General features: G+C 60.8%; 13 protein-coding genes and 1 other RNA gene. 6 read left to right on the top strand and 8 right to left on the bottom strand.

What is annotated here, in order from left to right:
- Positions 1 to 4: 4 nt before the first annotated feature.
- The 6 genes from panD to AB3X39_RS03310 all read right to left on the bottom strand — a co-directional run bounded on the left by panD (position 5) and on the right by AB3X39_RS03310 (position 8,282).
- Positions 5 to 424, bottom strand: a complete 420-nt coding sequence (gene panD / locus AB3X39_RS03330; RefSeq protein ID WP_369415937.1) for an aspartate 1-decarboxylase — start codon at positions 422 to 424, stop codon at positions 5 to 7.
- 134 nt (positions 425 to 558) lie between these two features.
- Complete coding sequence (locus AB3X39_RS03325; protein WP_369415936.1) at positions 559 to 5,823, bottom strand: hypothetical protein; 5,265 nt, start codon at positions 5,821 to 5,823, stop codon at positions 559 to 561.
- Between the two features lie 816 nt (positions 5,824 to 6,639).
- Positions 6,640 to 7,452: a sulfite exporter TauE/SafE family protein gene (locus AB3X39_RS03320; RefSeq protein WP_369415935.1), complete on the bottom strand. Its 813-nt coding sequence runs from the start codon at positions 7,450 to 7,452 to the stop codon at positions 6,640 to 6,642.
- Between the two features lie 31 nt (positions 7,453 to 7,483).
- A non-coding RNA gene (ssrS, locus tag AB3X39_RS13555) (6S RNA) lies at positions 7,484 to 7,662 on the bottom strand.
- A 21-nt stretch (positions 7,663 to 7,683) separates the two neighbouring features.
- Positions 7,684 to 8,010, bottom strand: a complete 327-nt coding sequence (locus tag AB3X39_RS03315; protein WP_369415934.1) for a cell division protein ZapA — start codon at positions 8,008 to 8,010, stop codon at positions 7,684 to 7,686.
- On the bottom strand, positions 8,007 to 8,282 hold the full coding sequence (locus AB3X39_RS03310) for a DUF904 domain-containing protein (protein WP_369416165.1): 276 nt from the start codon (positions 8,280 to 8,282) through the stop codon (positions 8,007 to 8,009). Before AB3X39_RS03310 ends, AB3X39_RS03315 begins: the two co-directional genes overlap by 4 nt.
- Before the next feature lie 196 nt (positions 8,283 to 8,478).
- Between AB3X39_RS03310 and AB3X39_RS03305 the strand changes: the two genes are divergently transcribed.
- Genes AB3X39_RS03305 through AB3X39_RS03295 form a run of 3 tightly spaced genes read left to right on the top strand, consistent with a single transcriptional unit; the run spans position 8,479 to position 13,441 of the window.
- Entirely contained in the window at positions 8,479 to 9,165 is a 687-nt protein-coding gene (locus AB3X39_RS03305) for a CerR family C-terminal domain-containing protein (RefSeq protein ID WP_369415933.1), read from the top strand.
- Complete coding sequence (locus tag AB3X39_RS03300; protein ID WP_369415932.1) at positions 9,162 to 10,337, top strand: efflux RND transporter periplasmic adaptor subunit; 1,176 nt, start codon at positions 9,162 to 9,164, stop codon at positions 10,335 to 10,337. Before AB3X39_RS03305 ends, AB3X39_RS03300 begins: the two co-directional genes overlap by 4 nt.
- Before the next feature lie 14 nt (positions 10,338 to 10,351).
- Complete coding sequence (locus tag AB3X39_RS03295; RefSeq protein WP_369415931.1) at positions 10,352 to 13,441, top strand: efflux RND transporter permease subunit; 3,090 nt, start codon at positions 10,352 to 10,354, stop codon at positions 13,439 to 13,441.
- Here the strand turns inward: AB3X39_RS03295 and AB3X39_RS03290 are convergent.
- On the bottom strand, positions 13,427 to 14,713 hold the full coding sequence (locus tag AB3X39_RS03290; protein ID WP_369415930.1) for a TIGR03862 family flavoprotein: 1,287 nt from the start codon (positions 14,711 to 14,713) through the stop codon (positions 13,427 to 13,429). The two genes, AB3X39_RS03295 and AB3X39_RS03290, sit on opposite strands and share 15 nt — an antisense overlap.
- Positions 14,714 to 14,776: 63 nt before the next feature.
- Here AB3X39_RS03290 and AB3X39_RS03285 point away from each other — a divergent pair, with 63 nt between their 5' ends.
- Entirely contained in the window at positions 14,777 to 17,131 is a 2,355-nt protein-coding gene (locus AB3X39_RS03285; protein WP_369415929.1) for an AsmA family protein, read from the top strand.
- 110 nt (positions 17,132 to 17,241) lie between these two features.
- On the opposite strand, the gene ppa is transcribed toward AB3X39_RS03285, so the two are convergent.
- Positions 17,242 to 17,784 carry an inorganic diphosphatase gene (gene ppa / locus AB3X39_RS03280; RefSeq protein WP_369415928.1) on the bottom strand — a complete coding sequence of 181 codons (543 nt, stop codon included), beginning with the start codon at positions 17,782 to 17,784 and terminating at the stop codon, positions 17,242 to 17,244.
- Between the two features lie 133 nt (positions 17,785 to 17,917).
- Between ppa and AB3X39_RS03275 the strand changes: the two genes are divergently transcribed.
- Positions 17,918 to 19,972, top strand: coding sequence for a sodium-translocating pyrophosphatase (locus AB3X39_RS03275; RefSeq protein WP_369415927.1), 2,055 nt, complete (start codon positions 17,918 to 17,920; stop codon positions 19,970 to 19,972).
- Positions 19,973 to 20,110: 138 nt separating this feature from the next.
- Complete coding sequence (locus tag AB3X39_RS03270) at positions 20,111 to 21,352, top strand: polyhydroxyalkanoate depolymerase (RefSeq protein ID WP_369415926.1); 1,242 nt, start codon at positions 20,111 to 20,113, stop codon at positions 21,350 to 21,352.
- Positions 21,353 to 21,377 lie beyond the last annotated feature (25 nt).

Below are 21,377 nucleotides of genomic sequence, written 5' to 3'. Positions count from 1 at the left end.
CGCTTCAACGTGGATGATTCGGGTGGGGATTGTGGGCATGCAGCGGCGGAATGGCGTTGGCCGGCTCGCTGCGTTGCTCGGTGATGCGGTTATCACCATCGACAAAAACCAGCTTAGGCTTGAAAGTCGCCATGTCTTCACTGCTGAGTTGCGCAAAGCTGGCAATGATGACCAAGTCGCCCACCGTGGCTCGACGTGCGGCTGAGCCATTGAGCGAGATCATGCCGCTGCCACGCGGACCACGAATCGCATAGGTGATGAACCGCTCACCGTTGTCGATGTTCCAGATATGGACCTGCTCGTTTTCAACGATGCCAGAAGCATCCAACAGGTCTTGGTCGATCGCGCAGGATCCTTCGTAATGCAACTCGCAGTGAGTCACGGTGGCGCGGTGAATCTTGGCGTTCAACAGGGTGCGAAACATCTTGGAACTCGGCGAGGGTACAAAACAGAATTTGACATGAAATCGGGGCTGCGCCGACCGATGAAGTCAGCGCAGCCCCGATTGTGCGCGATCACGCGAGGGACGTCACCCTTGACGATCCCTCAAACCATCCATCAAGGCATGGTTGCTGTCACGATCGCACTCGGTGAACCCGTCACCGCGCCGATCAACGGCACGATCCGGAAGCTGTACGTCGTCTTGGTCACCAGCCCTGTGTTGGCGAAACTGATGGTCGCGCCGGTTGCTGCCGAGGTGGTGCTAGCCACCGTCCCCACCGCTGCCCAAACAGAGGTCGGCAAGCAAGCGACTGCCGGTGCAACAACCGTACAACGCTGCACTTGGAAGGAGGTTTCGTTGACCGAAGCATCCACCCAGCTCAGGTTGGCTGACGGCATACCACCCACCGGCGCTGCCACCGGAGTCACCGTCAACCCTGTCGGCGCGGACGGCAAGGCTTGGGTGGTAACGGGGATCGTCATCGAAGCCCCCGGGCGAGTCAGCAACCCAGCCACCGCCACCGGAGTCACCCGGAAGTTGTAAGCCGTGTTGGGTGTCAACCCAATCGCGGTATAGGTCACCACATTGGCTGCGGTCGTCCCCAACAAGGTCCACACGGTGGAACCAGCCACACTACGCTCCACCTTGTAACCGGTCTCCAAGGGGCCACCATCGAGCCACGTCAGGGTGGCGGTGGTCGGCGCAGTCGATGTACCCACCAGACCAGACATCGTCGGCAACATCACCACAGGCAGTGACACTTGCGAGGCATTCATCCCTGCCGCGTTGACCGCATTCACGCGGAACAAGTACGCATTGCCCATGGCCGGGATGAAATTAGTCGTCAGCGTCGTCCCCGAACCCACCACAGCAGCAACCGTGGGCAAGGAGGTCCACGTCACGCCGGCATTGGCCGAGACTTGGGGCAAGAAGCTGGTTTCGTTGTTGGAGGCATCGGTCCAGCTCAAGGCAATCTGAGTTGCCGAGTTCAGCGTGGTCGTCAAGTTAGCCGGCTGAGCCGGTAAGAAACTGACCGGCACCAACGCCGAAGTCAACCACGCAGACGGAATCCCCGTAAAGCTTTGCGCAGCAACACGGAAGGTGTACTTATGCCCATTCAACACCGGAGCGGCGAAGGTCAGACGATTACCCACCCCTGGAGACAGCGCCACAGTCCCGATTTGAGCAAAAGCCCCACCGTTATCGGACGCCTGAATCACGAAGCCAGCTTCATTGTTGGAGCTATCGGTCCAAGTCAAGTCCACTTGCGTTTCAGAGACGGCGGTGGCGCCCAAGGTTGTCGGTGCAGCAGGCACCGCATTCAACGCGATAGGCGACGAATAGGTGAACGCCGAGTTGTAGTTCGCGTTACCCAAGGTGTTATTCGCGGCCACACGATAAATCACCGAACCTGTCGCCCCGCCCAAACCGACGCTCGGCAGTGTCACCACTGTCGCGGTACCGGCCATCGTGGTGCTGGCCACAGGCGATCCGGGCACCGCTGTATAAGCCTGACCATTGGCCGAAGCCTCAAGCACGAAGTTGGTCTCGTTGGTGGAGTTATCCGTCCAACTCACCTGCATGGTTGTGGCCGATGACTGGCTAACATTCAAACCACTTGGCGCAGCCGGCGGCAACACAGGTGTCGCCGTTGTGTTGAAGATGGGGGAAGCCGCTTGGCCTGCCGCACCAACGGCCACCACTTGATAGCGGTAAACCATACCGCCTTCAACGGTGGTATCCACAAACGACTTCTTGTTGGCTGGCAACGTGGCAATGGTCTTGAAGACCGTGCTCGTTGCGCCCGTTGCCCGCTGAACCAACTGCTGAGTTTCAGTGCTTGAGTTGTCGGTCCATGTCAGGGTCACACCGGGGTACGGTGTACCGGGTGTAAACACCGGGACCGTTGCTGCAAGCGCTGAAGGCGCCACAGGCACGGCCTGCACGGCATTCACCACAACCGGGCGACGCATGTCGTTTTCAGCGTGGCTCAACACGCGGTTACCCCACGTGTATTCCCAACCGTAATTGCCGACTTGATTCACGGTGGCGGCTGGTGGCAACCCCGGGAAGATACCGCCACCCAGTAATGCCAACTGGGTAAAGCCGAAACTCGAACCCAAAACCTGGGTCGGATCGAAAGATCGAGTGCTTGTGGGCAAGCCAAACCCCGGCATCGTCGGTTTTTTCGGCCGCAGAGCAACGATGGCATCCGACAACGGATGGACACGAACCGAGTCCTTCCAACCCACTTCGTTGGGGAACGGTGCTTCAATGAAGTTATCCCAACCCACACGGTTGATCAGCTGAACATCCATGCCGTCAAAGCCAAGCACTTGGCTGTACAAGCCGTTGTGCACCAGCTTCCAGACCTGCATTTCGTTGCTGCCAATCACTTCGCTGGCAGGGTCAAGGAAGTTAAGCGGAATGGTGGTCTGCACGCCTGCATTCACGAAGGGCATTTCCACACCCAACGAGGTGTTGGTACGACCATAGGTGGCTTCATGCAACTCTTGCTCAGCCTTGGCCTGCACCGTCGCTGTCGCTTGATTGGTGGGCAAGACCTGTGCAGAGGCACCGGCACCACCACCACCAGACAGGGTGATCGTCGGAGCTGAGGTGTAACCCACCCCAGGGTCCGTCAAGTTAACGTCATAGACCGAACCCACAGGTGTACCCGTGGCCGTAACGCCACCAACCGTCGGTGGGACACCGATGGTCAACAGCACTTGGGTCAGATCCGTGTAACCCAAACCGCCCATCGATGAGGGATTGGTTGGGTCGGTCGGCACCATGACAAAGGCGGCAACCCCGCCTGTGGCCGTAGCGGTAGCGCGCACATTGCCAGCCTTCACCGGCGGCGGTGCGATGCTGACAGCAGGCACACGGTCATACCCCGACCCCGGATTGGTGATCGTGATGCCGGTGACCTTGCCGGCAGTCACGACGGCAACACCTTGGGTTTGAACGCCACCCTTCGGCGGTAAGGCAAAGGTCACTGCCGGTGCACTGATGTATCCCGCACCGCCATTGATCACTGTGACGTTATTCACCAAAAGCTTGGTCGAAGCTTGGGCACCACCGCCGGCAACACCGCCATTCACAGCGATCGTCACCAACGGTGCCGTGGTGTAACCCGACCCCGGATTGGTGACGGTGATCGATGCGATCTTGAGCGAGGAAATCGCTGTAGCCTGTGCCGTTGCACCGCCACCACTGAACGTCACGGTCGGTGCCGTCACGTATCCAAGCCCGGGTGCGGTCACACCCACCGCATCAAAGAAATTCGGTGATCCCGGCACAAACGAGAACAACGGCTGCTTGGTGGTGCCGGCATAAATCGTTGAAAACGCTTTGACATTGTCCCAGCAACCCGCCGTGTTGGGCTGAACCACTGCCGGGCAATTGCCCGCCGCATTAAAGGCTGCGTTGTAAGCCGACTGCGCCACGATCGGACGGGGCTGCCCAGCACCAGCTGTGGCGATACCGTTGATTTGACCCACGTACGACTTGGGAATTTCAGTGGCAAGCGCCGGTGCTGCCGCGTTGAACGGAATACCTGGCGTTGTCACGGCCGCCTTGACACGGAACTGCATCAAGGTGCGCGTGTTGGGTCCGAAGCCCGGCTTGGAGTCTTCAGCGCCCCCATTGGGCGAGCGATCGCCAATGCCGACGCTGTAATCATCACGATTGTCTGCCGCAGGAACAGGCGAGAACATGTCGTTGTAAGCGATCAATGTCTTGCCCGCGTACTGCGAGAAGTCAACCACCAAATCTGCACGCTCACCCGGAGCCAACCATAAGCCCGTGGTATTCACGTTCAACACCGTGATGCGACCCTTGTCATACAAAGGATTGGTTGGCAGCGGGTCAATGGTTGCCATATGGGGGATCAACCCACCATCGGAACCAAATTGATAAAGCGTCGGCCCTGGCAACGATGCGTCAGGGACTCCACCTAAACGAGCATCGGTCGGCCAGTCGAAAGGTGTACATGGATTGGCTGGCGTCCAACGCGTCTCCCCATTGGCGCACTGCATGGCGGGGACAGCCGCCGGGACCATGCGTACTTCAGTCGCACCCTGTGATGGGAAGCTCAGCGCAGGATTGGGATCGGCTTCGAAAAGGCTGAACGAGAAGGAACGATCCACCGCACCGTTCGCCAATCGCAACCGATACGCCTTGGGCTCAACATCGACGTAAGGGTAAGCCACCCCATTCACCACGGGCGTGTCGCTATAGACCTCAGGCACCATGGTTTCATTGCCATAGGCCCCTGTGGGCAGCACGTATTGGGCTGGGAAGATCGGCCAGAACCAAGGGCCATACAACCAACGTCCAACCTTGTTGGAGCCGTTTTGCTGTGCCGGATCTTGGAGGGTTTCATAGACGTGGGTCATCCACAGATCACCCGGTGCGCCCCAAGCGGTCGTGTTCCAACGCGCGTCTTGCAACGCAATGTCGTCAGGAACAAACGATTTATCTTGAAGCACAAGGGGGATCGTTTCTGCCGGTCCCGGGATGATTTGCCGAGCAATCAAGTCTTGCTCAACAGCATCCGTCAACATCATGGGGGCCACCAAGCCTGCGTATGTATTCAGACGACCCATGCCGTTGGCACTGTCTTGAATCCACATGAAGCGGGCGGTTTGCTGATTGGGGAAGTACAGCGTCCGTGCACCTGCACCGGGGTCATACATGTCAGGAACGTTGGCAACGCTGGCCCCCTTCAGGTAGCCCCCCAAAGACAACGGGTCAATGATCTGACTTGCCAGCGATCCTGGGCGCGCAGGATCTTCTTCACCGAGAGCAGCCACCCACTGATGGGGGGAGCCCGCACTGATCCAAGGCGCGTCAGCACCCAGCACGTGGGGCGAAATCCGGTTTTGCGTATAGCGATTGCCGTCGGGTCCCGTCCCAGAACCAGCCAAAGACGAATCGACTGGCAAGAAAAGGTCACCGTTACGCTTCACCACCTGCACCTGCCCCTTGACGAGAAGCGGTGCACCAGCAGCATCACGAGCTAACTCAGCACGGCCCACAGGCAGCAGGTTAAGCAACTTGAGCCGTGTCGCAACACCTTTGGTCGCATTCAACACAGGCCCCATGTAGTGAGGCTTGTCCATGGCAACGGCTTGCTTAAGGACCTTGTTGCCCGCGTTGTCAAATTTCAACGACCCATCCGGGTTCGTATCTTGAATCAAGATGGGCGTGATGCCATCTGGGTAAAAGAGCGGCCAACGGGTCGCAGCTGGGGCTGGGTTGCGCGCCGTTTCCAACTGCACATAACCACGGAACGTGGTCGCCTTGCGTAGATCGGTATGCACCTTTTCGGTGTACTCAACGGCTGCGACCTCGAAATAGTCATCTGTCGTGGTCACACCATTGGTGTCAACCCACTTTTCAGGAACAGCAATCGGCACGTACTTTGTCGTGGTGCCATCAGCAAGCGTGGGCACAGCACCCGTGGCTGGCCGACCAAATCGAGGCAGCGGATCAACGAACTTGCGCAGTGCCTTCCCTGTCCCAAGCCCGCCAGGAGCACCAGGATAGGCTGCTGCCGAACCGTAAATACTGACAATCTCAGCCGATGTCGGTAGCACAGCGTTCGGGTCGGGTTGACCATTAGCAAGAAAACCTCGCAGACCAGAAGGGCTATGGGCGAAATAGGTCTGGAGCCGAATCGGATTCCCAAGTGTGTCAGCCGATGACACAAACCCAGGGCCGGCCTGAGCTGACGAAGCCACCATCTGAACCACAACAGCTGCAACGGCGGCTGCGACGGGACGGCGCGAGAACCTGAAATATCTGGTAGACATGATTTCCCCAATACAGACTCAAAAAAAACGACACACGCCCGGCATGATGAATGGACAACATCCAGAGCTGACAATGATTTCTTCAGAAATGATAGTGGAGAAGACCCACCGGCCCCCCCAGAAGAATTGAAATCAGAGTGAAATGCTACCGAAAGCCCAACAAATCAATATCCCGTTTCAAAGGGCAACATCAACACACTGGATAAAAGCGTTTTAAATACGCGTTTCGGCGGCATTTATGTAACAAATAATGTCTCAAATGCAACAAAAATGATGGAATTGATGCCATCTGCATTGATTATTGAGACTCAGGCGCAACGGCCCTATTTGTATAGATCCAACACTCCCGTGCGTCGAAACATCCATCTCCATCAAGCATCAGAGCGATGCCCGACTGAGCATGTATCCCGCCAAGCCATACAACATCAGGGCGAAGATCTTCTTGAGTTGCGCAACATCCAGTTTGTGCGCCATCCGAGCGCCCCAAGGAGCCGTTACGACGCTGGCGCAAGCAACGATGAGCCACCCCGGAAGCCATAGATAGCCCACACTGGCGGCGACATGACTCTCCATCTGCCAACCACCGATCACATAGCCAACGGTATTGGCCAACGCGATCGGAAAACCAAGGGCAGCACTGGTTGCCACCGCACGGTGCATGGGCACATTGCACCAAGTCATGAAGGGTACGGACAAAAATCCCCCGCCGGCTCCCACCAACCCGGAAACCGTCCCAATGAAAGCACCAGCGCCCCAACGTCCCACCAAGCCAGGCATTTGCCGTGACGACTTTGGCTGACGATTGAAAAGCATTTGCGTGGCCGAAAAGCCGACAAACAAGGCGAAAAATAACGCCAACGATGTGCCCTTGAGCATCGCAAAGACACCGACCCCAGACACCAAGCCGCCAAGCAAGATACCCGGGGCGAGGCTGGTGACAAGATCCCAACGGATGGCGCCGCGACGGTGATGTGCACGCACGCTGGAAAGCGATGTGAACAAGATCGTTGCCATCGAAGTCGCGATGGCCATCTTGACCGCCAAAGAGCCCTCGACGCCCTGACGGGCCAACAAGAGGGTCATGAACGGCACCAGCAACATACCGCCACCCACACCCAGCAACCCAGCCATAAAGCCAGTGCAAGAGCCAAGCAGCAGTAGCCCTAGAACCAAGTAGGGATCGAGCATCATTGAATGGGGAGGAGGTGCGGAGGAAGGAGAAGGAGTCCGCCGCTAACTGAGAGCCGCATTCCTGAACCCAGGGGTCCAGGTGGGCGAGGTCAGCCAGGCTTCGGGTTCATCTGACGCGAGACGATCGCACCAGCCGGGATATATTCCAAGCCCATGCTTGCGAAAGCATCGGTTCAAGGAAATAAAAGCCCTCACGAAAGCGACGGACACGCCCATTCTAACCGCTGCAACTCACAGCCCCAAAGCAACATCCAAGCGACGAATCAAGCTTTCGATATCCACCGTCGTACCTTGCCACTCATCGGCAGCCCCAGCCTCACCTTGGGTGGCGTTCTCGGCAACATCGCTGGCCGACGCTTTGGATTCAGAGGCGGCAAATGCCAAATTCAGAGCGGCAAGCACAGCAATACGCTCCCGAGATTTGACCTTGCCATGGTCACGAATGACGGACATGGCTTGATCCACCCGACTGACAGCTTCGGACAAGCGTTGCTCATGCCCTTCAGGACAACCAAGAACGTAGGTCTGATCCATGATCAGGACTTCAAGCTGCTTCATGGCTGGCTCGCAGGAGAAAACGATTCAGGGACGGCGCCTGATGGCTCAAACGATTGGATCGAGGCCCCAAGACCGGGGGCGGGCGGCGATACACCACGCCCAACAAGCGCATCCATACGATCGCGAGCCGCGTTCAAACGCAATCGCAGCATGTCACGTTCATCCATCAAGGCGACCACCTGTTGCTCCAGCAACGCTTGGGTCTGTTTCAACTCTTGGTGGCGGAGCAGCAATCGTTCGACGCGCTCCGCGAGTTCTTCCAGTGTCGGCATTTCGCTTCGATCCAGATTCGGGCAGAAGAGCCCCATACGGCGCGCATTGTAGTGTTTTGAGTTCGGACTTCGAACCTTGGGTGGCACAGCAGCCCAAACAGGGCGCTGATCCACATCTTTCAAGCGACTGCTTGATTTGATCTATGATCAAACATCATTGATGTCCTCCGTCTTCCCTCTTCTTTGACCCTTGGGCATGAGCAGCGCCAACACCCCCCATCCGGTCATCACGACCCTGCGAGGCGCAGAAGCACGCACCCGCTTGGTTGAAGCAGCCACGTTGCTCTTTGCCGATAAGGGCTTCGGAGCCACCTCGACACGCGAAATCTGCCAAGCCGCAGGCGTCAACGTTGCATCGATTCACTACTATTTCGGCGATAAGGATGGGCTTTACCGTGCGGTATTGCTGCGTCCGATCCAAAACGCTGATCGCGCTTTCCAAAACTTGGATGACCCCTCGATCAGTCTTGCCCGTCATTTGCACCACGTGATTGGAGCGATCTGCTGCCCAGACAATCAGGTCGAACGGGCCGCCATGATGCGGCTTTACCTGCGTGAGTTGATCGAACCCACCGCCGGTTGCGCTGATCTGATCTTCCAGCACATCCAGCCGCAGCACGAACGCTTGGTGAGCTGCCTAGCGCGCCATGTGGGCACCCCCGCCGACGCCCCCTCCTTGCATCAACTCGCCTTTGCCATCGTGGCCTTGGCCCATGACCAGCTTTCGCGCCGTGTCCTGCCTTGCCGCATAGCCACCCAAGCCCCCCCACCCGACGACCACTCCGCCCATCTTGAGCGACTGGTGGATTGGGCCTTGGCCTTGGTTGACCACGAAAAACACCGCTTCCACAGCGCTTCAAACCTTTCTAGGACTCCAACATGACTGGTCTGCCCGCCTTCCTTCTGACGCCCCGCCATCGCAGCGCCCTGATCTTGACCACCCTGGTGGGACTTGGCTTGGGTGGCACCGCTGTGTGGGTGCATGCCGCCAATGACACCCCCGCTGACAAAGCGGCCGCGCCTAAAACAAAGGCTCGCCCAGCATTGACTGTCACCGTCACCAGCCTGCAAGCGGCGGACTGGCCGCTCACGATCTCCGCCAACGGCAATCTGATGGCGTGGCAAGAAGCCGTGATCGGCGCCGAAGCGGGCGGGCTGCGCTTGCTGGACGTCTTGGTCAACGTGGGCGACAACGTGCGACGCGGTCAACTCTTGGCACGACTGCAATCGGAATCGGTCTCCGCCGATGTGGCCGCTTCGCGCGCCAATCTGGCCGAAGCCCAAGCGGTGCTCACTGAAGCCCGAGCCAACGCAGATCGGGCCCGCCAACTTCAGCCCGGTGGGGCCATGAGCACGCAGCAAAGCCAACAAGCCTTCACGGCGGAACAAACTGCTGCGGCACGCCTAGAGGCCTTGAAAGCGCGCCTCAGTGCCGACGAACTGCGTCTCAGCCAAACCCGCATCACGGCCTTGGACGACGGCGTGATCTCCGCACGCCAAGCCAGCGTTGGCGCGGTGGTCCAACCCGGCCAAGAACTGTTCCGCTTGATCCGCCAGCGGCGCTTAGAGTGGCGTGCCGAAGTACCCGCCACCGAGTTAGTCCGCATTCAACCCGGCACCCAAGTCAGCCTGACCCCAGCGGGTGGACAGCCCATCCAAGGCAAGGTACGCATGGTGGCTCCCACCGTGGACCCTGCCACCCGCAACGGGCTGGTGTATGTCGATCTGCCGGCCAACGGCTCAGCGCGCGCGGGCATGTTCGCCAAGGGTGATTTCGAGCTTGGACGTGCTGCGGCCCAAACCTTGCCGCAATCAGCGGTGCTGCTGCGTGACGGCTTCAGCTATGTCTTCCAAGTGGGCGGCGACAGCAAGGTCACGCAGACCAAAGTGGTGACGGGACGCCGTCAAGGCGATCGAATCGAAATCACCGCCGGACTGCCATCCACGGCCAAGGTCGTGGCTTCAGGCGGGGCGTTCTTGGGTGACGGTGACGGCGTGCGGGTGGTTGAAAGCCCTGCGACGGCGAACACCGCCCAACCCGCCGCTGCGCACTGAGCCAGGAGCCCGCCATGAATGTGTCCGCTTGGAGCATCCGCAATCCCATCCCGGCCGTGATGCTTTTTTTGATGCTCACGCTCACCGGCCTGATGGGCTTCAAGTCGATGAAAGTCCAGCAGTTTCCGGACATCGACCTGCCCACCATCAACGTCACCGCCTCGCTGGCTGGCGCTGCGCCCGCCCAGTTGGAAACGGAGGTCGCGCGCAAAATCGAAAACGCCGTGGCCTCGATCCAAGGCGTGAAGAACATCTACACCAAGGTGCAAGACGGCGTGGCCCTCGTCACGGTCGAATTCCGTCTTGAAAAACCCAGCCAAGAAGCGCTCGACGACGTGCGCGGCGCTGTGGCCCGCATCCGTGCGGATCTGCCGGCTGACTTGCGCGATCCGGTGATCAACAAGCTTGATCTGGCTGGCTCACCGATCCTGACCTACACCGTGGCTTCGAGCCGCATGGACGACGAAGCCCTGTCGTGGTTCGTGGACAACGCCGTCACCAAAGCGATGCTTTCGGTGCGCGGCGTGGGCTCGGTCACCCGCGTGGGCGGCGTGAGTCGTGAAGTGGATATCGAGCTCGATCCGACCCAGCTGCTGGCCTTGAAGGCCTCAGCAGCCGATGTCTCGCGCCAACTCAAGGCCGTGCAACAAGACGCCTCGGGGGGACGATCCGATGTCGGCGGCATCGAGCAATCGGTGCGCGCCTTGGCCACCGTCAGAAGTGCTGAAGAGCTGGGCCGGATGGACATCACGCTGCCCGACGGCCGACGCATTCGTCTGGATCAGATCGCCAAGATCAGCGACACGGTGGCGGAGAAACGCAGCGCCGCTTTGCTCAACGGCGCGCCAGTGGTTGGTTTTGAGATCGTGCGTTCACGCGGAGCCAGCGAAACCGACGTGGCCGAGGGCGTGCGGACCGCGCTCGACAAGCTGCGCGCCGAGCATCCCGATGTAAGCGTCACCGAAGCCTTCAACTTCATCGATGCCACGGTCGAGAACTTCAGCGGCTCGATGTATTTGTTGCTCGAAGGCTCCATCTTGGCCGTGATCGTGGTCTGGCTGTTTCTGCGCGACTGGCGTGCCACGCTGGTGGCCGCCACGGCCCTGCCCCTGTCGGTGCTGCCCACCTTCGCCACGATGTACTACCTGTTCGGTTTTTCGCTCAACATCGTCACCTTGCTGAGCATGTCGCTGGTGGTCGGGGTGCTGGTCGATGACGCCATCGTCGAGATTGAAAACATCATGCGGCACCTGCGCATGGGCAAAACACCGTTTCAAGCGGCCATGGAAGCGGCCGACGAGATCGGTTTGGCCGTGATCGCCACCACCTTCACGCTGATTGCCGTCTTCTTGCCCACCGCTTTCATGGGCGGCGTGCCGGGCAAATTCTTTGTTCAGTTTGGCTGGACCGCCGCCATCGCGGTGTTCTTCTCGCTGGTCGTGGCCCGGATGCTCACGCCGATGATGTCGGCCTACATCCTGCGTCCCCCCAAGAAAAGCCACCCCGAACCGCGCTGGATGACGCGCTACCTTGGCTGGGCCGCGTGGTGCCTGAAGCACCGCGTGGTCACCGTGCTAGCCACCGTGGCGTTCTTCTTCGGCTCCTTCGGTCTGCTCAGCGCCCTGCCCACCGGCTTCATGCCGCCCGATGACTTCCACCAAACCCAAGTCACGCTGACCCTGCCCCCGGGCAGCACCTTCAGCCAGACCTTGGCCGCCGCTGAACACGCGCGGGCTTTGGTGCAAAAGCATCCGCACGTCAAGCTGATCTACACCACGGTGGGTGGCGGCAGCACCGGGGCAGACACCTTCACGCCGGGCGCCGGCCTGCCCGATGTGCGCACCGCCACGCTGACCATCAACCTGACGCATCGCACTGAGCGGCGCGGCACCTCCAAGCAAAGCATCGAAGGCCAGTTGCGCGAAGCCTTGAAGGAGCTGCCGGGCGCACGCGTCAAGGTGGGCTTTGGTCAAAGCAGCGAAAAGTACGTGCTGGTCTTGGCCGGTGAAGACGGTGCCACCTTGATGACGCACGCCGCTGTGGTGGAACGCGAACTGCGCAGCATCCCGGGCATCGGGGCCGTGACTTCCAGCTCCAGCTTGGTGCGACCCGAGTTGATCGTGGTGCCCGACACCGCCCGAGCCGCCGACTTGGGCGTGAGCACCAGTGCTATCGCCGACACTCTGCGCATCGCCACAGCGGGCGACTTTGATCAGGCCCTGCCCAAACTGAACCTCAGCCAGCGCCAAGTGCCCATCATCGTGCGTTTGCCCGCTGAGGCGCGTACCGACTTGGCTTTGCTGGCCCGTCTGCCGGTGCCGGGTAAGAACGGCCCGGTGTTGCTAGGCAATGTCGCCAGCTTGTCGATCAGCAGCGGCCCGGCCGAAATCGGGCGCTACAACCGCCAACGCAACGTCAACTTCGAGATTGAACTCAATCAGCAGCCGCTGGGCGAAGTCAAAGACGCGGCCATGGCCCTGCCAAGCTTGAAGGAACTGCCGCCGGGGGTGATCCAGACCGAAGTGGGCGACGCCGAGGCCATGGGCGAGCTTTTTGCCAGTTTTGGCTTGGCGATGCTGACCGGCGTGCTCTGCATCTACATCGTCTTGGTGCTGCTGTTCAAAGACTTCATCCAGCCGGCCACCATCTTGGCGGCTCTGGTGCTGTCGATTCCGGGCGCTTTCTTGGCGCTGTTCGTCACGCACACCGCCCTGTCGATGCCGTCCATGATCGGCTTGATCATGCTGATGGGCATTGCCACCAAGAACTCGATTCTGCTGGTGGACTACGTCATTCTGGCGCGCCGCGAACATGGCCTCGACCGCTGGCACGCCGTGCTGGATGCCTGCCGCAAGCGCGCTCGGCCGATCATCATGACCACCATCGCCATGGCGGCCGGCATGATGCCGATTGCCATGGGCTGGGGGGTGGACCCGAGCTTCCGCTCGCCCATGGCGATCGTCGTCATCGGTGGGTTGATCACCTCGACCTTCCTAAGCCTGCTGGTGATCCCGGTGGTCTTTACCTACGTCGATGACGCGATCCACTCGCTGGACCGCTGGCGCAAGAAGCCACCAGAGATCGCCGCATCAGCCCAAGGCTAAGCACCCTTCAGCGGCCACCCGGCCGCTGGCCAAGCTGGCGGTGAGCAAGTAGCCGCCGGTGGGGGCCTCCCAATCGAGCATCTCGCCCGCACAAAACACCCCCGGCAAAGCGCGCAGCATGAGGTGCTCGTTCAAGGCCGTGCCCAGCTCAACCCCCCCAGCGCTGCTGATCGCCTCATCCAAGGGCCGTGGGGCCAAGAGTGCGAGCGGCAGCGCCTTGATGCGCGCTGCCAAGCGGGCCGGATCTTTGCTGAGGAGGTTCCAAGCCGGCGTATCAAGCCCCTCGTGCAGCAGGGCCGCCTTGGCGCCGTGCAAACCCGCGTGCTCACGCAAATGGTTCGCCATGGAACGGGCTCCCCGCCCCTTGGCCAGCGCCAGCGCCAGCTCAGCCTCATCGCGGGCGGGCAACAGATCCAAGGTGATCGCGGCGGAACCTGTGGCCTCGATCTCATCACGCAACAAGCCCGATGCGGCGTACATCAAGTTGCCCTCCAAACCATGGGCCGTGAGCACCGCTTCGCCCAGCCGATCAAAACGTTGGCCCAAACGATCCGTGACTTTCAAGCGGACGTTCTTCAGCGGTGCCCCCGCATGACGCTCGCGCAGGTAAGCGCTCCAAGCGACCTCAAAGCCGCAGTTGTGCGGTTTGAGCGGTGACACAGCCACACCGTGTTGCGCCAGCCACGGCTGCCAAGCACCGTCAGAACCCAAACGGGCCCAACTGCCGCCGCCCAAGGCCAAAATCACACTCGCCGCTTGGACACGCTGCTCGCCCGTTGGGGTGTCAAAAGCCAAGGTCCAGCCTGTGCCCTGATCACCTTGCTCCACTGGCTCCACTTGCTTTACTTGCTTTACTTGCTCCAGCAAGCCGTTCCAGCGATGACGCATATGGAAGCGCACGCCACTGACCCGCAAGCGATGCAACCAAGCCCGCAGCAGCGGGGCCGCTTTCATCTCGGCCGGGAAGACCTTGCCGGAGCTACCGACAAAGGTGTCGATGCCCAAGCCTTGGGCCCAATCCCGCAGCGCCTGCGGCCCGAAAGCATCAAGCCACGAACCCACTTCAGCGGCATGTGCACCGTAACGGCCCACAAAATTCGCCAGCGGCTCGGTGTGGGTCAAATTCAAGCCGCCCTTGCCTGCCAGCAAGAACTTGCGCCCCACCGAGGGCATGGCGTCATACAGATCCACCGGCACGCCCGCTTGCACCAGCACCTCGGCCGCCATCAACCCCGCCGGGCCGCCGCCAATCACCACACATCGGGCTTGCACGGCTTGCTCTACATTCTTAACAGTTTGCACATCTTCTCCACATCAGTCTTGGGACAATAGCGCATGAGCCTGACCAAAAAACTTTTACTCGCTGCGGCGGGTCTGCTGGTAGTGGTGCTGATCGGGGTGACCTGGTTGGTGCTGAGTTTCGATCCGAACCGCTACAAAGGTGTGGCCATCGACTGGGTGCGCGAACACAAGCAGCGCACCTTGAGTCTGGAAGGCCCCATTCGGCTGAGCGTCTTCCCCCGCTTGGCCGTGCGCCTTGACCAAGTCGCCCTGAGCGAATTCCAAAAGGCCGAGCCCTTCGTCAAGCTGGAATCCGCCAGTCTCTCGATCCAGCTCATGCCCTTGCTGCACCAGCAACTGGTGGTCCATGAGATTCACGCCAGCGGCTTGAATCTGCACTACAAGCGTGATGCCGAAGGCCACAGCAACATCGACGACCTGCTGCAACCTTCCGCCAAACCGGCAGAGCCCAAGGCGGCGGCACAACCGCTCAACTTCGATGTCAGCGGCATCACGCTGGAAAATCTCCAAGCGCGCATCGATGACGACCAAGGCCATCTGCACGGCGACATCACGCTGGAAAACCTCACGACCGGCCGGCTCAGCCCCGACGTGTTGACCCCCATCCGCATCGCCGCTTTGGCCAAACTGAGTGAGCCCGCTGCTTCAGCGCATGTGCAAGCCACACTGAAGCTGCAACTCGACCCCGGCAGCCCCGCCACCGAACAAGCCGCGCTGCGCCCCTTCAAGCTCGATGTGCAGGACTTGGACCTGAAGCTGGACGCCGCCACCGGCGCCATCGCCCTGCAAGACACCCATCTGGGTCTGGGCCGACTGCAACTTGAACCGGCCCACCAAAAAATCAGCCTCGACAAGCTCTTGGTACAACTGCGTGGTCAGTTGACCGACGCCCAAGGCAGCCACCCGATGAGTGTGGAGCTGAACTGGCCGCAGCTGGCCGTGAACGGCAAGTCGCTGCAGGGCTCGCCACTTTCGGGCAACTTCTCGCTCCAAGGCCCTGCCGCCGTGCAAGGCCGAATCGAGTCGGGCGCCCCCACCGGCAGCTTTGACGCCCTCGACATCCCCGGCTTCAAGCTGGTGCTGGGCGGCGGCACGGGGCCGACGCGCCTGCAAGGCACCATCCAAACCCACATCAAGGTTCAGCCGCCCACGTCGCAGGTGCAACTGGCGGCGCTGAGCATCGACGCTCAAGTGCAAGACCCGAACCTGAAACCGCTCACGGTCCAAGCCAAGGGCGACGTGGCGGCGTCACCGCAAACCACCCGCTGGGCCTTGGCCGGGCAACTCAACGGTCAAGCGTTCGACCTTGACGGCCAGATCAGCATGAGCAAGGGTGCCCCGCCGCGCCTGGTGGCCAAGGCGCAGTTTGGCGAGCTTGACCTTGATGCCTTGCTGCCACCGCGCGCCCCGGCACCGCCACCGGCAGCATCCGCTGCCGACATCCCGGTGAACCTGGCGGGTCTACGCGCCATCAACGCCGATGTCAGCCTCAAGGCCGCGAGCCTGAAATACAAGCCTTTCGTCATCCGCGATCTGCTGGCCCAAGCCAAGCTCGAAGGCGGGCATCTGGTGTTGGCACCGCTGTCGCTCAAAGCGTGGGATGGCGGTTTGGACGCCCAAGTGGTGGCTGACGCCGCTCAGCAGCTCGTCGCCGTCAAAACCAAAGCCACCGGCATCAACATCCAAGGCGCGCTCAAAGACGTGGCTAACTTGGATCTGGTCGAAGGCAAGGGCCATGTTCAAGCCGACGTCAGCACCCACGGCGCGACCGTCAACGCCATGAAGGCGGCCTTGAACGGCACGGCTGCGGTGCAGTTGCGTGACGGCGCGCTGCACGGCATCAACTTGGCGCGTTCGCTGCGCGAGTTCAAAGCCAAGCTGACGCTGCAAAAAGATGCCATCCAAGAAGCGCAAAAGACCGAAAAGACCGACTTCTCCGAGCTCTCGGCCTCCTTCCAAATCCTCGACGGGGTGGCCAACAACCGCGACTTGGACATGAAGAGTCCGTTCTTGCGCTTGGCGGGCAGTGGCTTTGTGAATCTGCCCCAAAGTTCACTCGACTACACCGCACGCACCACCGTCACCTCGGTGGCCAAGGGTCAAGACGGGATGGACCCTGCACTGCAAGGTTTGACCGTGCCGGTGCGCCTGAGCGGCCCCTTCAGCGCCATGGCTTGGAAGATCCAGTGGAGCGACATCTCGATGGGCAGCGCCAACGCCGGTGCCGCCCTCAAGCAAGCCTTGGACAACAGCGGTGCCGCCGCCAAGCTCAAGGCCCCACTGGCCGCAGCAGCAGCGTCGCTACCGAGCGAGACCCAAGTCAAGCAGCAGCTTGAACAGCAAGCCCGCGATCAGGTGCAAAACAAGCTCAAGGGCTTGTTCAAGTGATCTGATCAAGACATCCGGTCCCGTCATGGGGCCAAGAAAAAGCCCGCCCGAGTCACCCCGGGCGGGCTTTTTTGATGCGCTCAATCGTTGGGCTTTAGGCTTTTAAGCTTTTAGGCCGGCTGATTGGCCTTGTTGTAGCTGGCGATACCGCTCAGGATCTCTTGCTTGGCCGCTTCCGGGCCTTCCCAGCCCTTGACCTTGACCCACTTGCCCTTTTCGAGATCCTTGTAGTGCTCGAAGAAGTGCTGAATGCGGTTCAGATGCAGCTCGTGCAGGTCTTCCGGCTTTTGCCAATCTTTGTAGATCGGCAAGATCTTGTCGGTCGGCACGGCCAACAGCTTGGCGTCGCCACCGGCTTCGTCGTCCATCATCAGCACGCCAATGGGGCGGCAAGGCACCACGACGCCGGGCACCAGCGGGAACGGCGTGATGACCAACACGTCCACCGGATCTCCGTCGTCCGACAGGGTTTGGGGGATATAGCCGTAGTTGCACGGATAGTGCATGGCGGTGCTCATGAAACGGTCCACGAACAGCGCGCCGCTTTCCTTGTCCACTTCGTACTTGATCGGATCAGCGTTCATCGGGATTTCAATGATCACGTTGAACTGTTCAGGGGCTTTGCTACCGGGGGTGACGTTGTGCAGGCTCATATCCATCGGATTGAAAAAGGGTGGATGGTGATTCTACGGACTGCGCTTGCGGACACCTTGCGCAACGCACCTTGCTGCCTCGGATTGTTGCGCCTAGGATGAGGCCGAACACCCTTTTGCCGAGGAGATCTTGATGAACGCCACCACCGCGCTTGTTTTAGCGTTGCTCTGCGGGGCAGCCGCCGTCGTGCATGGCCTCCTCACCCGGGGCTGGATCTTGCGCCAAGACCCGGGCAACGAGCGCATGCAAGCCATTGCCAGCGCCATTCAACAAGGGGCTTCGGCTTATCTGGCGCGGCAGTACCGCAGCATCGCTTGGGTCGGACTGGGCTTGGCCGTGCTGCTCGGCGTCTTTATCGGCCCCCTCACCGCCCTGACCTTCGTGATCGGCGCCCTGCTCTCGGGGGCTTGCGGCTTCATCGGCATGAACGTGTCGGTGCGCGCCAACGTTCGCACCGCTCAGGCCGCCACACGCGGCATGGGTCCAGCACTGGATGTGGCCTTTCGGGGCGGCAGCCTCACCGGCATGTTGGTGGTGGGGCTGGGGCTGCTGGGCGTGGGCGGCGTGTTTGGGGTGCTGAGCCACGGTGGTACCTTGGACGGCCCTGCGCTGAACGCGGCCCTGCAACCCCTGATGGGTCTGGCCTTTGGAGCCAGCTTGATCTCGATCTTTGCCCGTTTGGGCGGCGGTATTTTCACCAAAGGGGCCGATGTCGGCGCCGATTTGGTCGGCAAGGTCGAAGCCGGCATCCCCGAAGACGACCCGCGCAACCCCGCCGTGATCGCCGACAACGTGGGCGACAACGTCGGGGACTGCGCCGGCATGGCCGCCGACTTGTTTGAAACCTACGCCGTGACCTTGATCGCCACCATGGTGCTCGGTGCCCTGCTGATCACCAGCGCCCCCATGGCTGCGGTGCTCTACCCACTGCTGCTGGGGGGCGTGTCGATCCTGACCTCGATCGTCGGCAGCAGCTTTGTCAAAGCCAGCCCGGGGATGAAAAACGTCATGCCCGCGCTCTACAAGGGCTTGATCGTGGCCGGCGGGCTTTCGTTGATCGCCTTCTGGTTCGTCACTCAAACTGTGATGCCTGACGATGCCTTGGGCCCTCACACCCATACCCAACTGCGGCTGTTCGGTGCCTGCGCGGTCGGTTTGCTCTTGACCGCTGCGATGGTCTGGATCACCGAGTACTACACCGGCACCGACTACGCGCCCGTGCAGCACGTGGCCCAAGCCTCTACCACCGGCCACGGCACCAACATCATTGCGGGTCTGGGCGTTTCGATGAAATCCACCGCTTGGCCGGTGCTGTTTGTCTGTGCCGCCATCCTGAGCGCCTTTCAACTGGCCGGTTTGTACGGCGTCGCCATCGCAGCCACCGCGATGCTGAGCATGGCGGGCATCGTCGTGGCTTTGGATGCTTACGGACCGATCACCGACAACGCCGGGGGCATCGCTGAAATGGCCGGCATGCCCGAGAGCGTGCGCGACATCACCGATCCGCTCGACGCTGTGGGCAACACCACCAAAGCCGTGACCAAGGGCTATGCCATTGGCTCGGCCGGCTTGGCGGCCTTGGTGCTCTTTGCCGATTACACCCATGCCCTAGAAACACGTGGACTGCACGTCCACTTTGAGCTGGCCGACCCCCAAGTGATCGTGGGCCTGTTCATGGGTGGCTTGATCCCCTACCTCTTTGGCGCCATGGCCATGGAAGCGGTCGGCCGCGCTGCGGGTGCGGTGGTCGAAGAGGTGCGCCGGCAATTTCGGGAGATCCCCGGGCTCATGGCCGGCACAGCCAAGCCCGATTACAGCCGCGCCGTCGATCTACTCACCGCTTCGGCCATCAAGGAGATGATCCTGCCCAGCTTGTTGCCCGTGGCCGCACCGATTTTGGTGGGCTTGCTGCTGGGGCCCGTGGCTTTAGGGGGCCTTTTGATGGGCACCATCGTCACGGGGCTCTTTGTGGCGATCTCGATGTGCACCGGCGGCGGTGCTTGGGACAACGCCAAAAAGTACATCGAAGAGGGCCACTTTGGTGGCAAAGGCAGCGAAGCCCACAAGGCTGCCGTGACCGGCGACACCGTGGGCGACCCGTACAAAGACACCGCCGGCCCGGCGATCAACCCGCTCATCAAGATCATCAACATCGTGGCGCTGTTGATCGTGCCCCTTTTGGCCTGAAAATTCTGCGCAAAGCACCCCTTGAGTTGCCCTCTATAGGGAATTGCCCTAGAATTGCTGCGCTGCAACAAATTTACGCTGAAGCACGCTGGCGATTCTTCCGCCGATCCGTTGCCACCTACGCCCAAGGACACCACGATGCTCTACCAGCTCTACGAAAGCCAACGCGCCCTGCTCAGCCCCTTTGCTGAGTTCGCCAGCGCCACGTCCAAGCTCTACAGCCACCCGCTGTCGCCGTTCAACCATGCCCCGGGCTCGCAACGACTCTCGGCAGGGTTTGATCTGCTGCATCGCCTGACCAAAGAGTACGAAAAGCCCCAATTCGGCATCACCTCGATCCAAGTCGGTGAAACCGACGTGGCGGTGCAAGAACAGGTCATCAAGACCCAACCCTTCTGCCGCTTGCTGCGTTTCAAGCGCTACACCGACAACAGCCAAGTGCTCGACACCATGCGCGCCCAACCGGCCGTGCTGGTGGTGGCGCCGCTGTCAGGTCACCACTCGACGTTGCTGCGCGACACCGTGCGCACGCTGCTCAAAGACCACAAGGTCTACATCACCGACTGGGTCGATGCCCGCATGGTGTCGATGGCGCACGGTGATTTCCACTTGGACGACTACATCGCTTACGTCCAAGATTTCATCCGTTTGATTGGCCCGGACGTCAACGTGATCTCGGTGTGCCAGCCCACCGTGCCCGTGCTGGCCGCCATCTCCTTGATGGCCAGCGCCGGTGAAGCCACGCCGCGCACCATGGTCATGATGGGCGGCCCGATCGACGCTCGCAAGAGCCCGACGGCCGTCAATAACTTGGCCATGAACCGTCCCTTGGACTGGTTCGAGCAAAACGTGATCTACCGCGTGCCGCAAAATTTTGAAGGCGCCGGCCGCCGGGTCTATCCGGGCTTCATGCAGCACACCGGCTTCGTGGCCATGAACCCGGACCGCCACGCCAGTTCGCATTGGGATTACTTCCTGGACTTGGTGCGCGGCGATGACGACAGCGCCGACGCCCATCGCCAGTTCTATGACGAGTACAACGCCGTGCTCGATATGGACGCTCACTACTACCTTGAAACCATCCAAACCGTCTTCCAAGACTTCTCCTTGGTCAACGGTACGTGGAACGTCAAGGGCCAACTGGTGCGGCCGCAAGACATCACCACCACCGCCTTGCTGACGGTTGAAGGTGAGCTTGACGACATCTCAGGCGCCGGCCAAACCCGTGCCGCGCATGATCTGTGCACCGGCATTCCGGCCAACCGCCGCGAACACTACGACGTGATCGGCGCCGGTCACTACGGCATCTTCTCGGGCCGTCGCTGGCGCGAAATGGCCTACCCGGAAATCCGCAAGTTCATCGTCACGCACCAGAAGTAAGCCCAGAAGCGGCGGCGCCCTAAAA

Origin of the sequence: Leptothrix ochracea (genome assembly GCF_041083635.1) — a bacterium.
GTDB lineage: Bacteria > Pseudomonadota > Gammaproteobacteria > Burkholderiales > Burkholderiaceae_C > Sphaerotilus > Sphaerotilus ochraceus.
This window is presented reverse-complemented; position numbering and strand designations above follow the sequence as displayed.